Source organism: Xanthomonas campestris pv. campestris str. ATCC 33913 (genome assembly GCF_000007145.1).
Lineage (GTDB): Bacteria > Pseudomonadota > Gammaproteobacteria > Xanthomonadales > Xanthomonadaceae > Xanthomonas > Xanthomonas campestris.
The window spans coordinates 1,221,411-1,235,796 of the sequence record NC_003902.1 but is presented as its reverse complement, the minus strand read 5'-3'; the positions used below and the strand labels follow the sequence as shown (position 1 = coordinate 1,235,796).

Annotated in this window: 9 protein-coding genes and 1 pseudogene; all 10 read right to left on the bottom strand. The window is 58.7% G+C overall.

Going from position 1 to position 14,386, the window contains the following annotated elements; genetic code table 11:
* Positions 1-214 precede the first annotated feature (214 nt).
* A complete protein-coding gene (locus XCC_RS05530) occupies positions 215-2,293 on the bottom strand; it encodes a UvrD-helicase domain-containing protein (protein ID WP_011036269.1) in 2,079 nt (692 codons plus the stop codon).
* Positions 2,293-5,211: a site-specific DNA-methyltransferase gene (locus XCC_RS05525; protein ID WP_011036268.1), complete on the bottom strand. Its 2,919-nt coding sequence runs from the start codon at positions 5,209-5,211 to the stop codon at positions 2,293-2,295. Before XCC_RS05525 ends, XCC_RS05530 begins: the two co-directional genes overlap by 1 nt.
* Before the next feature lies 1 nt (position 5,212).
* The gene (locus XCC_RS05520) at positions 5,213-8,299 is read right to left on the bottom strand and encodes a BPTD_3080 family restriction endonuclease (RefSeq protein WP_225443828.1); all 3,087 of its coding nucleotides are present in this window, start codon (positions 8,297-8,299) and stop codon (positions 5,213-5,215) included.
* Positions 8,300-8,372: 73 nt separating this feature from the next.
* A complete protein-coding gene (locus XCC_RS05515) occupies positions 8,373-8,681 on the bottom strand; it encodes a type II toxin-antitoxin system RelE/ParE family toxin (protein WP_011036266.1) in 309 nt (102 codons plus the stop codon).
* Positions 8,682-8,687: 6 nt separating this feature from the next.
* Positions 8,688-8,951, bottom strand: a complete 264-nt coding sequence (locus XCC_RS05510; RefSeq protein ID WP_011036265.1) for a YlcI/YnfO family protein — start codon at positions 8,949-8,951, stop codon at positions 8,688-8,690.
* A 95-nt stretch (positions 8,952-9,046) separates the two neighbouring features.
* A complete protein-coding gene (locus XCC_RS05505) occupies positions 9,047-9,733 on the bottom strand; it encodes a hypothetical protein (protein WP_057673074.1) in 687 nt (228 codons plus the stop codon).
* On the bottom strand, positions 9,723-10,253 hold the full coding sequence (locus XCC_RS05500) for a hypothetical protein (RefSeq protein WP_011036263.1): 531 nt from the start codon (positions 10,251-10,253) through the stop codon (positions 9,723-9,725). Before XCC_RS05500 ends, XCC_RS05505 begins: the two co-directional genes overlap by 11 nt.
* Positions 10,254-10,380: 127 nt before the next feature.
* Positions 10,381-12,045: pseudogene (locus XCC_RS05490) on the bottom strand (XVIPCD domain-containing protein).
* A 69-nt stretch (positions 12,046-12,114) separates the two neighbouring features.
* The gene (locus XCC_RS05485; protein ID WP_162470832.1) at positions 12,115-13,032 is read right to left on the bottom strand and encodes a hypothetical protein; all 918 of its coding nucleotides are present in this window, start codon (positions 13,030-13,032) and stop codon (positions 12,115-12,117) included.
* Between the two features lie 164 nt (positions 13,033-13,196).
* Positions 13,197-14,114 (bottom strand): hypothetical protein, encoded by a 918-nt coding sequence (locus tag XCC_RS05480; RefSeq protein ID WP_164923326.1) that lies wholly within the window; start codon positions 14,112-14,114, stop codon positions 13,197-13,199.
* Positions 14,115-14,386 lie beyond the last annotated feature (272 nt).

Sequence of the window (14,386 nt, the reverse complement as noted above, 5' to 3'; positions counted from 1 at the left end):
ATTAGCCGCCCTCCCGACGCAGGCATCACGTCGGTTGCGCCCCTAAACAAGCAGGCACAAAAAACCCACCGGTTTGTCGGAGGTGGGTACCGCTGTACGGGGAGTTTCGAGGCTCCGTACCGCTAGATTGCTACCCAAATTACAATGAGTCAAGAAGACTCGCAAAAAACCGCATTCGGTTGTCGATTCCCTGAAGAATCCAAAACTCGAGCGATTACTCTTGCACCAGATCTCGCAAAAACTCAGACTCCGGCTTCACTGCCGAGACAAGCAGCTGATCGCGGGCACGGGTGCAAGCCACGTACAGCAACTGGCGCTCGGTATTGTAGATTTCGGTCAAATCGGCCTCGTCGGCAGCAGTGTCGATGCGCATCTGTGAAGGAATGATTTCATCATCGCAGGCCATCACCGCAACCACGCGAAATTCCATGCCCTTGGCTAAATGCATGGTGGTAATAGTGACGAAGCTCTCTTCCGTGGCCATGTCCTTACCAAGTGCGCGCCCTTGCAGGTCAGCGGCCTTTACTGCCGCTTGTGCGCGAGACAATTCACTTTCGGACCGGACAAAGAGACCTATTTCCTGCGGCAGCACGCCACTGCTATTGCATTGTTTCAACCATACACCGACAGCCTGGATTTCCGCGTCGGCATCGGCATAGCTGCAGATGGTCGGCTCCGGCCCATTGAACACGGAAATTGTGCCCTTACGGCTTTCGACGTTTCCGTCCACATCAGATACATCGGGGCCGAGTAGCCGGTCGGCCTGCAAGCGAATCTGGTGTGACGTACGGTAATTGATATTGAGCGTGCGCGATCGACCACGCACATCAACACCCAGATGTTTCCACGAGAACGGCGTCTGGAAGATGCGTTGGCCGAGGTCGCCAGAGAAAAAGAGTGCATTGGCGCGATTGCCGGAAATCGTTGCAAGGAAGCGCAATTGTTGCACGCTAATGTCCTGCGCCTCATCCACCACGATGTAATCGAATACCGGATGCTTACGCTTGGGCATGACTTCGGCAAGCCTAGCGAACATTTCAGCGGCAGTGATCTTGCCAGCCTGTTCCAACTGTGACTTTACTTGGGCGAATGCCTGCCAATACAAGGCGCGCTGCACCTCCGGTAGGCGCGTCTTTCGGCCCAACCGCTTGGCATCCCGGTAACTCTCCCAGTCATCGACCTGCCAGGTGTCTACCACGTCCTCCCATTCGGAGAGCATGAATGCAGTGTTGGCTTTCAGGCCATCGACTTGCATGGCGGCAGCCTTCAGCAGAGTGGAAATTTCATCCCGGCTAGCGAATACTGGCTTGCCAAATTCCGCTGAATACAAGCGAATACCGATAGCCTCCATCGCAGCCACGTCGATACGCTCGCCGAGCTTAGGAGTGTTCCAGATAAGTCGGTACAGATTGCCGCGCAACGCGTTGGCCAGGGTATCGGAAAACGTGGAAAGCAGAACACGTGCGTCTTCATCTTTATGTGCCAGATGCACAGCGCGGTGCAAAGCCACCACAGTTTTTCCCGTGCCCGCCGAGCCGGACACGCGCGCCGCTCCGTTGTAATTCCGTTCGACGAGTTGCCGCTGTGCCGGATGTAGGAACACAGTCCATTTGTCCCATGGATACTCAAGGGCGCGAACCAACTCGTCCATATCAGACATGACGCGGAAGCGGCGTTGCGCATCGGGGTGCTGGAATGGGTCTGCTCCTTTGCTCGCCACTTCCGGCAACGCAGGCGTACCGCCGGTCGCAAGTTCGAGCAGCGCCTCGGCCGCTTCGCCCGGCAGGTGATCAGCCAAATCCAGCAGCGAATCCTCATCGCTAGCCTTTACATCGCCTAGCCATTCCTGCGGCACGCCATAGGCCAGCAATTGCGCATCACTGTATTTTTCGAAAAATTTCGGCTTAGGGCGCGTAGCCGATGCACGATCCTCGACGTACTTCGGAACGAGGATTTCCTCGACACGTTCGCGGATCTCGACGAGTTGTGCCGCGCCGGTCGTCGGATGCACCTCAAGCTTGCGCCGCTCGGCCCATTGATAGGCCCTGTCGTGGTGATCGACGTAGCACAGCAACAGGCTGCCCGCTGTTTTGTGAACGATCAGACGGATGTCACGGCTGACGCGCACTGACCAGAAATTCAGGTCTTTGGCCCTGTCGAGCTTATGAAAGCTCATACCCTTGCCGCTCGGATTAACCTGCAAATCGAACGCGGTGGTCTTGGCGGCCTTCTGCTCATCACCGGTCAAGCGGGCAAGGCTGGTAGTAAACGTATCGGCGATCCGGAATTCCATCAGTTCACCTTAAATACCTTCATCACCTCATCACCGAGGTGATTGATGACCTTCACCGCAAACCGACCGTTACTCGGTTTCGGGAAAGGGCGCGAGGTGTCGCAGTTGAGCGTTGCCCAGGCGTCGGGGTCGATTTCAGCTTTGAGGGTAGTCTTCAGAGCCTTGTACGGGTCGTTCGCGCCGAGGAAGTAGGCATGGCGGACGAAGAAGGATTCCTCGTTGTAGTCGGTATCCAAAAACCAGCAGGCGATGCCGTCTGCACCGTCGCTACGCACTTCACCGGTGCTGGGATGGAATACATCCACGCCGTTGATGCGCACCACCAGTTGCCCGTCGGCAGGTACCTCGATAACGTCACGCTTGCCATCGTATCGGCGGATGCTGTGACCCTGTGTGTCCAGCACGTCCACATCCGGCTCGCCGAAGATCACGAACAGATTGCCCTTGCCGGTGTTCTTCAGGTCTTCGGCCATGTGTAGCTCGGCATTCATGCGCGCTTTGAGTACATTGATGCGGCCCAGCTTACTGAACTCGCTGGCAGGAGCGTCGTAGTTAAAGGCGCAGGCAATTAGTACATCGAAGTTGGCATCACCCGCTTCGCGGGCGGCATCAACTAGGTCAGCGCGGGTGACCGTGCCAAATTCCGGACCAACTAGGATGCCGGCACGCTTCACCTGTCCATTTTCGAGGTAGCGGCCTTCGGCGCAGACCAGTTCGCCCGGCCACGGCTCTAGTGAGGTGAATTCGATCTTGTCGGCCTTGCGTGCCTGCTGCACACCGGCGGTGCGCAGGTTGGCCAGGATCAGGCTGGCAAAGTCCTGACCGTATTCGGCTTGGGTCTCGGCCACATGGTCAATCAGGTTGTCTTCCTCGTCCACGCCCAATACGCGGTGCGGACTAAGCGATTCAACCGTGAAGGGGCCCGCCACTCGCACCTTCTTCTTGTCCCCGTAGGGTTTGTCGTAGAGGTACTCGAACTCGGCCTTGGCCGCGATCGAGGCGTCAATTTCCTTTTGGCAGGCGACTCGTTGCTGCCACCAGTCGGCATGCAACTCTTTCGCGGTATGGCTCCATTTTGCATCGGCTTCGCGCGGAATCTCCCACTCCTTCCACTGCTTGCCGAGTGCATGGCTCAGCTTTTCGCGCAGCGACTCCAGCGTAGTCCGGAACTTGTCCCAGATGACTTCAATCTCGGCGTTGTTGGCGATGGATTTGAGCGTGATGTGTGGCACGCGTTCATAGACGAAGCCGTGGACAATGTTACCCCAGGCGGGCTGGCTGGAGGGCGCGCAGCGGGTAATCTCGCCCTCCTTCAATTGACCTTCGCGGGAATCGGCCAGTAGATAATACGGGTAGCGCGCTCCCATTATCCGCGCGCGGGCCAGTGCTAACGCGACGCGACTTGTGTCGATGGTCACCCACCGGCGTCCCCATTGTTCGGCAACATAGGCGGTGGTACCGGAGCCGCAGGTAGGGTCGAGCACTAGATCGCCAGGGTCGGATGCCATCAACAGGCACCTCTCTACGACTGAGGTTGCGGTTTGCACAACGTAGATCAAGCCCGTGCCGATTTGCAGCGACTCCCAACGATCTGCGATAGGCAAAACGGAGAAGTCATTAAGATAGCGTTTGTAGTGCACCGTTGACGCGCCTGCCGCAATACGCCCTGCCTTTGCAAGAACGCCAAGACCACTGACTGTCGTTTTCCAATGATTCGATGCACCCGGACGATATTGCTTGTTCTGAAAAACAAAGATTTGTTCGCTTGACGCTTGACCAGATGATATTAGGCTAGTTTGCCGAAAAATTCGGCCTGGCGGAATTTCAACCTTTCTATCCAATTCATCACGCTTAAGCCGACGTTCTTCGCCGTCGTCAAGTTCGATTTGATCGTAGCGATCGGAAGAAACATGCCCTGCAGTGCGGTCCGAGTAAAGCTGTCGATATTTGACTTTTTTCTTTGTGCGGGCATACCACAAAACAAAGTCAACTGTATTCGCCAAAAGATTTGACGCTTGGCTACCTGTTTTTTGCACCTGAATCATAGAGACAAAGTTATCTTCGCCAAAAACTTCATCAAGCACAGCCCGCACGCGATGCACGTTCTCATCACCAATCTGCACAAAGATCGACCCAGATTCCGTCAACAAATCCCGCGCCACCATCAATCGGTCACGCAAATACGTCAGATACGAATGAATCCCGTCGCGCCAGGTATCCCTGAACGCCTTAACCTGCTCCGGTTCGCGAGTGATATGGCCGGTATTGCCATCCTTCACATCACGGCTAGTGGTTGACCACTGGAAATTGCTGTTGAATTTGATGCCATACGGCGGATCGAAATAAATGCACTGCACCTTGCCGCGCAACCCTTCGCGCTCGGCCAGGCTGGCCATCACCTGCAAGGAATCGCCCAGGATCATACGGTTCTGCCAATGGCCCTCGTGCTGGTAGAACTCGGTGCGGTCCGCGCCTTCGGGCAGGCCGTTGAAGTCGCCGAATAGATCCAGCATGTCCTGCTGCTGCGGCGCGGCGGCTTCGCGGCGCGCGTCGGTCTGACGGCGCAGGTCGTCGATCAGCGCCTTGGGCTTGACCTTTTCCTGGATGTAGAGAGGCGGCGCGTTGACGACCAGATCCGACCAATCCTGCTGGTCCTTGCCGCGCCAGATGAGTTGCGGGTCAAGATCGCGGTTAAGTCGCTGCTGGAATTCCTGGGAGACCTTTCCCGCGTCATGCAAAGCGCACAGTTCCTCTAACCATTGCCGGTTGGCACGTGGGTAGGCCACCTGCACCGGCGCTTGCTCGTGATGCTGCATCACCGACTGATGCTCCACCGTCGGAATGTTCTTGCGTTTGGCCTCGGTATGAGTGATCTGCTCGATACTCTTGCCGTGCTTCTCTGTTTTCTTCGTTGCCATATCAGTATTCCTTGTTTCCCGGCGCGGGCACAGCCGTTTCAATCATTTGGTTGAACTTCGCCTCGACCTCTTTGGCGAAGTCATCCTGCATTTCGTAAACGTCACCAAACTCGACGAAGGCCCAGCGACCGTGTGTGCCGAGGTGGTTCACGCCAGGAATCCAGTAGGTGTCCATGGTGGACTTCTTCTCCTTCGCATCTTCGCGCCGGTAGCCCTTGATCTCGACGATCAGATTCAGTGAATCGTTCTTGCCGCGACCATCGTCCACTTGAACGATGAAGTCAGGTATGTAGATGCGGTTGGCCGAGCCAAAGCGGTAGGGTACTTCCAGGCCGAGGTTGTGGTTCTTGGTGTAGGCCAGCACCTTGGGATGCGATTCGGCGATGCGACAGAATTCGCCTTCCCAGCCGCTGTCCAGAATCACCCAGTTGACCTGGTTTTTCGGCTGGTTCTCTACACCGAGGGTTTCCCAGCGTTCACTGCCCGGACGCGAAGTGTTGAAACGCACGTGCGCGGTGCTGCCGGTCGGGTTGAATGGGTCGAGGATGGCTTTGACCTGCCGGCCCTTTTCCAGTTCCTTCGCGGTAATACCCTTGGTGATGCGCTGGCAGGCCATGTCCGCCAGTTCGCGGTACATCAACTGCGCCGGATACGTGCCGCCCTTGCACTCCAGGCACTCGTCCAGCCACTGGCGCACGATGCGCTTGAGCTGACCAAACAATGCAATCGGTGCATCCTGGCCTTTATCACGCCAATGCTGGAACAGCAGATGCTTGGTCAACTCCATCAGCAGGGTGGACTGGCGCACGTCTCCCAGATGCTTGATATCCAGCTCCACTGCCTCGCCAATGATGCCGGCGTTGTGGGTCTTGGTCGCACCAACCCTGTCGGGCGTCAGGCTGACGTGGTGGTCGTCGTTGAATTCAGCTTCGAGTTGTTCTTCTGGCAGCTCGACGCGATAGCCCTGCACGCGCGGGAACCAGATTTCCAGATGATCGCGTTCCGGGCGCAGTGCCTTGACTGTGATGGTTTCGCGGGGCTTGGGCGGCGTGACGACGACTGGTTTGGCTGTGAAGTCGAAGGGGATGCCGAATACGTCGGCGTACTCCACGTCAAAGAGGCCTTGTTCGTTCAATTCATAGGACTGACGACGCAGGGCACGGCCAATCACCTGCTCGCACAGCAGTTGGGTGCCGAACGCACGCACCCCGAGGATGTGGGTAACGGTATTGGCATCCCAACCTTCCGTGAGCATGGACACCGACACCACGCAGCGAATTTGTTCGCCCAAGCGGCCCTGCTTGCCCACGGTGTTCATTACCTCTCGCAGCAATTCGCTGTCACTCAGGTTCTCAGCCTGGCCGCGATCGCCGGTGCGCTCGATGATCTCGCGCTTGAAGCGTTCGATCTCGTCGGCGGCCATCCCCCGGAAGTTATCGTCCAGCGCCTCGCCAGATTCGAGTTGCTCGCTGTCGATCAGCAAGGTGTTTGGGCGCGCCAGCGGCTCGCCATGTTCGTCGAAGTTGCGGAACAGCTCCAACCGGCCTGGCACACGCGTGCTGGAGCCATCCTCATTCGTGCGCTCGAAGCCGGAGATGTAATCGAACACCAGTTTGGAAGTTGCGGTGTTGTTGCACACCACAATGAAGCATGGCGGAACGTTGATGCCTGCCTGCTTCCAAGCTTCGTAGGTTTTGAGGTAGTGGCCGTACAGAGCTTCCAGTGCGGTCTGCAATTCCACCGGGATGGCCAATGGATCGAGCTGGGCGTTTTTGCCGCGCCCCTTCTTCGGCATCTTCTTGCCTATGTGCTTCCAGAGCTCACGATAGATGGGCATTTCCGCACCGGGAATGTTGTCGGCGACCGGCACGCGCGGCAACTTGACGATGCCGCATTCGATAGCGTCCATCAGCGAGAAATCGCTCATCGTCCACGGAAAGAGCGTGCCCTCCACATAGCCAGAGCCGGCCAGGAAGAAAGGCGTTGCAGACAGGTCCATCACCTGCTGCAGCCCCAGCTTGCGGTTGACCGCTTCTAGGCCAGAAATCCAAAGCCGAGCGGCTTCATTGTTGTCCTCGGCTTCCGCTTTCTGATCTTTATCGAGATCTTCATCGTCTACGGCAGCGTGCGGCTTCTCCCGATAGCAATGGTGTGCCTCGTCGTTGATGGCAAGAATATTCTTCAGCCCCATCAATTCCGGCATGACTCGCTGGAGCATCTGTCCCTCGGTTTCCAGCGTTTCCAGCTCGCTGCCGGTACGGCCTTGCAACAGGCGGCGGCCGCCCTTGGACAGCTCCATGCGTTCACGTCGCTTGAAAGCGTGGTAATTGGTGATAACGATCTTGGCCTTGTCCAAATCGGCCAGCATGTCGCGTGGCACGATTTCGCGGTTGGCGTAGTAGCTGTCTGCATCATTGGGCAATAGCACACGCAAACGATCCTTGATGGTCAGGCCAGGAGCGACCAGCAAGAAACCACGGGTGAATTTCTTGCTCTGCGGATGCCGTACGGCATTAACCGTCTGCCAGGCAATGAGCATGGCCATGACCGTGGTCTTGCCTGCACCAGTCGCCAGCTTCAGCGCCAAACGCATCAAGCCGGGATTGGCATCAGTGCTGGCCTTTTTCAGGTGATCGAGGAAGCGCTCGCCGTTCTTTCCAAGCTGTGGAGCGACCTCGGCCAACCAGATGGCGGTCTCGGCCGCTTCTACTTGGCAAAAGAATGGGCGCACACCGGCGAACTTGTGGTTGCGCCAATGTTCCAGTAAGCGGGCTGTTTCAGGGGTGACGCGCCACTGCGCAGGTGGCAAGAGACGCCAAGCATCGACCTCCCGCCGCACCGAATTGATTAGCTCAGAGTGTCGGTAGCGCTGCCCGTCGTCAGCCAGGCTCTCAACTTCATCCAGCGCCAGGGTAGCCTGCTCGCCCTGGTGCCGACGTGGCTTTGGAATCGGACTAACGAAGCTGGATGCTCGGCGAGATTTGACTACTTGCTGTGTAGGTTGCCCCTTTTCGTCGAGCTCCCAGTGCAAAGACGGGTAACCGTATGGAGAATTGAGAATAGGCTGCTTGAAAAACTGGTCACTCACTATCTTTAACCCCTGATTTTGGCCCTGCCCGGGCATCGACTCTCACGCCAAGAGGTGGACGCAGGTGCCTAACTCAATGATAGTCGTCTTCACGCTGATGCCTGACTGCCAAAACGGTGACGACCTGATTGCTTTCAACCTCAAACAGCAGCACATAGCCGCTGGCACCGAAGCCGATCACCAACTCCCGCAAGAACGGGTCTGCCGGCACCGCCTTGCGGCAGCTCAACGGGGCAAGTGCCAGCACGGTGACGCCGTCGCGGATGGCCTGCAGCGCGCGCTCGACCACGGTGAAGCCGCTTTCGGCACGCTGTAGCAGCCAGTCGTAAAGACGCGCGAGATCGTTGCGCGCGTACTGAGTGAAGCGGACGGAATATCCCACGCTGGCTCAGCCCTTGCGCGCCTTGTCCAGTTGGGACTGCAGCCCGGCCAGCACATCCTTCGCCTCGATGTACCGGTTGGATGCCTTGGCGCTGTCACGCGAAGCCAGCCCACGGGCAATGAAGGCTTCCTGCTGCTGGCGCTGCTGCACCTGGGCACGCACGGAGTGCTCGACAAAGCTGGAAAGCGTCTCACCCTCCTGCAACACGGCTTCGGCCGCTTCGCGCAGCGCCGGGTCTACCCGGAGCGATGGAAGTGATGCGGATTTCATGGCCGGCCCAGTGCGTTGCAATTGCGATGCATGATCGCAAGCGGGCGCCGGTGCTTCAAGGTTTTGTTTGCAGACCTAAGCCGACGGTGTCGCAGCTACGCTGATGCAATGGTGCGTAGGCGCTGAAGCACGACGCTTGCGCGCTCCGGTTCGGCGACCAATCCCGGCAACGCATTCACAAACGTCGGGTTATCGACTAGCCCCAAAAACACGTCGGCAACCCAATGCCGAAGGTCTGCATGCTCCACGGCAAGCTCTTCCACCAGCTCGGCCCGGCCATCGACGACATTGAGGACGTCCTCTAGGTCGTGACTGGAAAGGAAGTCACTGTTGCCTCGGGTAACGAAGGCTTCGAGCTTGGTCGCCACGAATGCTGTCGCTGTCACCAAACGGATGGACAGGCGATCGCTCAAGGCCACCACTTGGGCCGTCTCTACAGCATGGGCGTACCAGCGGTTGGAGAATCCAAGCACGCCTTCATCCACTGGCATCAAGTCGAAGATGAAGCCCGATGCTTTGTGTACCCAGCGGCAGACGACGCCGCTCTGCATCTCGCGCGCGAAGCCCTGCGATTCCACACGCGCCTCAATACCGCGAAACCGAGACCAATCAAGATTGACCACCGCATCGACGTCATAGGTGGCGCGGACGTTTTCAGCCAATGGATCCGACACCAGCAGGCCAACCACTGCCCCGCCAAGAAAGACTACGTGTTCGCGAAGCTCGCCCAATGCATCCGCAATCACAAGCAGATGCGGCAGATTAGGATCATCAGGCCGCATCACCAATCCCCAGCAATTGCTTGAGATAGCTTGCTGCCAGCGCGCGCTCGCGGGCACGCCCGCTGCGCAGGGCATCCTGCAGCGCCAGCAGCGCATGCAAGGCAGGGTCGGCCATCGCAGCAGTGGGCACACCGGCTGACAACGGCGACAAGCTAGGCCCTTTGGACGTGCCCTGCGCGCTTGGCCATACCGGTGCGTCCCCTGGGGCGCTGGAAATGGCAATGGACAGAGGAGGCGCGCCAAAGGAGGTCGGAATGCCGCGCTTTAGCGGCCCGATGACGGCAGGAAAGGCATAGCGCACGCCGTGGACCGCAAACTCGTGCAAAGCCGTGCGCACCGTCTCCCACTCGCCCCGGCTTTTTTCAAGAGCCAAACCAGATGCCACCGCGCGCTTGACGCTGCGATGCACCTGAGAGGCGCTCATGCCCAGCGCTTCTCCCAGCGAGGCATAGGTCCAGGTTTGGTTCGCCTGGGCGACTTGCTTGTACAGCACCACCAGATCCTGGGGCTTCAATTCCACAGCCAGCCCGCCTTATTCCAGATTCCGGAATCTGGAATATCGGTCGGACGATCGCTTTTTGCAAGCGGGCGCTTTCAAAAGAGAAACCGAGCGCTTGTCCACAGCCGAAGGCTGGGAACGGACAACCTCACCCAATACTCCGGGGCTTGACCGCCTCTTCCTGAGCCACCGCTCTTTCCTGCGCCTGACTCTGCGCTTGCGCCAAGGTACGCGCATCTAGCTCCTGCAGCTTTGCCAGCGACTGCTCCACCGGCGTAGTGACAGCCAGATCGGTGGGCATGCTGGCGCGCAGATGGGCCGGGTTGCTGGGTTCGCCCTGTACCACGAACACGGTGGCACCGGCCGCTGCACGCGATGTTTGGTTGCTCAGCATTACGTGATCAATCCGCTCAAGCCCATGCTCCTTTGCCAAGTGCGCAAGGCTGGCGCTCATCCGCTCGCTGTGCGCATCGCTGGCGCGGCCCATGCTGGCGTCCAGCCGGCCGACCAAGGTGCTGGCCTGCGCATGCAACGGGTGAGGCGCGGGTTGGGCGTCTTCTGCGTCTGCCTGTCGTGGCCTCCCAGGCACAGGCGCTGCAGGCCCGCCGTTCTGCCGCTGCGGCTGGGCCGGCGGATGCCCCCGCTCCTCCTGCCCTGGCTGTGCCCCTTCATTCCCTCGCCCTTGGTCCCGTTGCTGCTCCCGCACCGGCCCGGGCGTGGTGCTGGTCAGCACGTATTGCCAGCGCGTTTGTGCGGGGTTGCCTTGAACAGCATCCATGAACGCGTCGTAGTCGTCCGCGTGGATCGTCTGGCAACCGGCGGAATCCGTACTTCCACGTGATCCGCGATGGATCTTGAACGTGTCGTTGAGATCCTGCGTACCGTTGACATCGGTCTAATCGAACCAACCATCGGCATTGCTGTCTCGCTGCACCATCTCGCGCCCTGCGGTGACCGCAGCCTGACTGGGCCTCAGCGCGTCGTCCAGGGTTCCGGCCAGCAAAGGATTGGGATGCTGCGCCCTCTGCATTTCGATCGTGCCGTCATGCAGACGTCCAAGATCTCGAACGCCGTCTGCATTGACGTCGTCACCTTCGATCTTGCGGGGCCGCGTAATGCTTTCAAACCCAGGGGAAGGATCGAATCGTCGATTCTCGCGGCCGCCCTCGCCCAGCGGCCTCGCTCCCGTATTGCCGGCGTGATGGTCGTATTGCGCGGTGGGCTCTGTATTGGCGCGATTGGATTCCACCACGTGCGGGGTGCCGTCAGCATCCTTCCACAAGACGACCAAGCGGTCGTTGTAGACGCCACTGCCGCCACGCGATTCGTCACGCGCAGTTGCCGGGTTATCTGCCGCTCGTTGCGTTGGATGAGCCGAATCTACCATGGCGTCGAGCGTGGAGTTTTCTTGGCGCAACCCCAAGATGACCCGTTGCCCTGGCGTGGCCAGCGATTGATCCGCGGCCGTGTTGCCGCGAGCCTGGGCGATACTTGCGTAGACGTCGTACTTCTGCCGGTCGGAAAGAACCGCCATCTCCGCTTCGGCTGGAAATCTCGGTGGAGTTGTTGGGATGCCTTGTAGGCGCTGTAGCCCTGCTGCTACGGAGGGTGTCTGCGGGCCTTCAGCACCGCTGGCGATGCCGCGCTCTGCCTGGCTGCCGACATAACGGTCCATGCTTTCTCGCACGACCTCAGGCTGTCCCTGGCGGTGTTGTTCCAGCAATGCCACCGCGTCTGCTGGACGGTTCGCATTGAACAACACCACCACTTCATCCGCACGCTCTTTGATATTGAACTCTATGACCCGAGCCATCTTTGCTCTCCATGCATCGATTAAGAACGGCCAACAAAACGTAGCGACGCCATCGTTTTGGTAGCTACTCTAAGGAGTGACGAAACGATCGCCCCTGTTATCCAGCGGGCCAGAACAGGCCGCCGTTCCTTCAGCGACGGGCCTACACGGCCAACGTGAGCGATCAACCTTATCCATCAAATCGAAGCGCTTTCCGTTCCATACCAGAAACCCGAAATGTAGATACGCCCAATCGTTGTAATAGCGCGGGTCACCGGCCAACGGCGCATCCGGGTCGAATTCGATGACCCAGCGCAACACGGGAACCTGCCACAGACGCGAAACATCCAGAGAGGGAACCGGCTCCGCATAGGCTTGATAGCGACGCACGTCGTCTTCGGACAATGTAGGCGCCGCTGGCAATACGTTCTTACTGACATCCACAAGCCGATCTTTCCCCTCAAACCGGAACCCGCGTACTCCACGCGAATCTTTGCAGTTCAATGCCTGATCGGTACAGCTCACACCGCCGACCAGATAAACGGTTTGAAGCGGATCATGCGATTCGAATGAGCGCACCCAGAATTTATCGCTCGCCAACAAGAAGTCCGCGCGCTCACCCAAGCCAGGTGACGCAACGTAAACGGCATGCTTCAAGGCCTCGCCCCGTGCTTCAACTGAAAGCCCAAGATCAGACGGTGTAAGCGACAAAATGACTTTGGCAAGGGGACGCGGCGCAGGGCCGATACATTCGTCAGCCGGCAGCAGGGCGCTGCGGCCAGAAGAGGTTCGCTGCGACCGGGTTGAACACGTTGCCCCCATGCCTTGCTCCAGCGCGAAGCGCTTCCAAGGCTTTGGAGAAGACGATGGCACTGCTGGGTAGGCATGCTCGGAGGCGGGTGCTGCCGTAGAGGTACGGTTTGCCGAGCGCGCGCTGTCTTGGGCGCATCCAGCTGCAGCGATGAACACGGCACCCACAACCAGTCCGTTTAAATGGCGATGACGCATGCTCTGCTCCGTCTGAATGGGGTAGCCCAAGATCTACGTAATTTTTACCAAAACACGTCATTGCTCTGCGTCGCACTGCTTACAGTTCTGGTCTAGTGACTCGTGCGCGAGCCTTTCACCTCATGCCGCACCTAACAGCATGGTAATCCGTGTTGCCACTGCATTTACCTCGAAACGAAACGGTCCTCACCATCGGGATAATCCGAGCACGCGGGTTGGCCTGTGCGTTGCTGACGACATGGCCACTGCGCTCTAGGGACTCGCTCTACCAGCTCGAAGCGTTCGCCTGTCCACCGAAGAAAACCAAAATGGGCGTAAGACCCGACGCGCTTCGGGTCATCGGTGGCCAGTGGCTGGTCGGGATCAAATTCCATCAGCCATCGCATTGTCGACGCCACAGGTAGCTTGTCGTCGAACAGAAAAAGCTCCGAGCCGCCGTGGTCGTTTTGCCTGGCAATGTCTTGAGCGCTCAGGCTGGGCACCGGCGGGAACACCAATGCACTGACGTCATGTGCGGTGCCGTCCTTACCGAGGCGATAGGCTTTGCGGCCTTTGCCTGACTGACACGCGAGGCCAGCTTCGCCCGGACCGCATTTCACCGACCAAACCACGTACACCGTTTTGTCAGGCTCAGCACTCTCAAACGAACGGATCGTCAGATCACCCGCAACCACGGTGAAGTCCGCGCGCCGTCCCAAGCCGGGTGCGGCCACATACACGGCATCGCGCAGGCTCGCTTCGCGCGCTCGCGGCGAGGCGTCAACCGCACTTGCAGGCAGGGCAAGCAATGCGCGCGCTATATGCGCAGGCGCCGGGCCTTTGCAAAACCCGTCCCTTAGCAATGGTGCAGGCGAGGAACCCTGTGATTGCATACGATCCACACAGACCGCACCCATCTGCCGTTCCAGCTTGAAGGGCACCCAAGGCGAAGGCGTGGCAGCAGGCGCCTGAGGAAAAAACGATGCTTCTTGTGCACCACTTGGGGGTTTTGCGGCAGCCTTTTCCATCGAAAGCCGTGCACACCCAAGCGTCATGATGGGCACCAGCGCGGTCGCCACGATGCAATGGGTCAGCTTCTTCACGGGCATCCTTGAACGAAGAGGGCGAACGTCCCGGACTGTGGCCGTATGAGTAGGCTCGGTCAAGTGACTGATCGCAGACGAAAATGGTTCAGCGGCGCTCCCATTGCGGGACCGAAATAGACGCTGCATCCCGCAACGACACCATCTGGTATGGACTCAGCGCGACTGTCCGGGGTGAGCAGCAATTCGGATAGTTTGAAACGTTTAAACAACACGCTGCGCGCGGCTCCATGTGCTCACCAGCATTGCACAAGGAGGTTGAAGTGGCCTGT

Bases quoted from the DNA above. Each gene is read 5' to 3' on its own strand.
- XCC_RS05525 (WP_011036268.1), bottom strand. From the start codon at position 5,211: ATGGCAACGAAGAAAACAGAGAAGCACGGCAAGAGTATCGAGCAGATC.
- XCC_RS05505 (WP_057673074.1), bottom strand. From the start codon at position 9,733: ATGCGGCCTGATGATCCTAATCTGCCGCATCTGCTTGTGATTGCGGAT.
- XCC_RS05530 (WP_011036269.1), bottom strand. From the start codon at position 2,293: ATGGAATTCCGGATCGCCGATACGTTTACTACCAGCCTTGCCCGCTTG.
- XCC_RS05485 (WP_162470832.1), bottom strand. From the start codon at position 13,032: ATGCGTCATCGCCATTTAAACGGACTGGTTGTGGGTGCCGTGTTCATC.
- XCC_RS05510 (WP_011036265.1), bottom strand. From the start codon at position 8,951: ATGAAATCCGCATCACTTCCATCGCTCCGGGTAGACCCGGCGCTGCGC.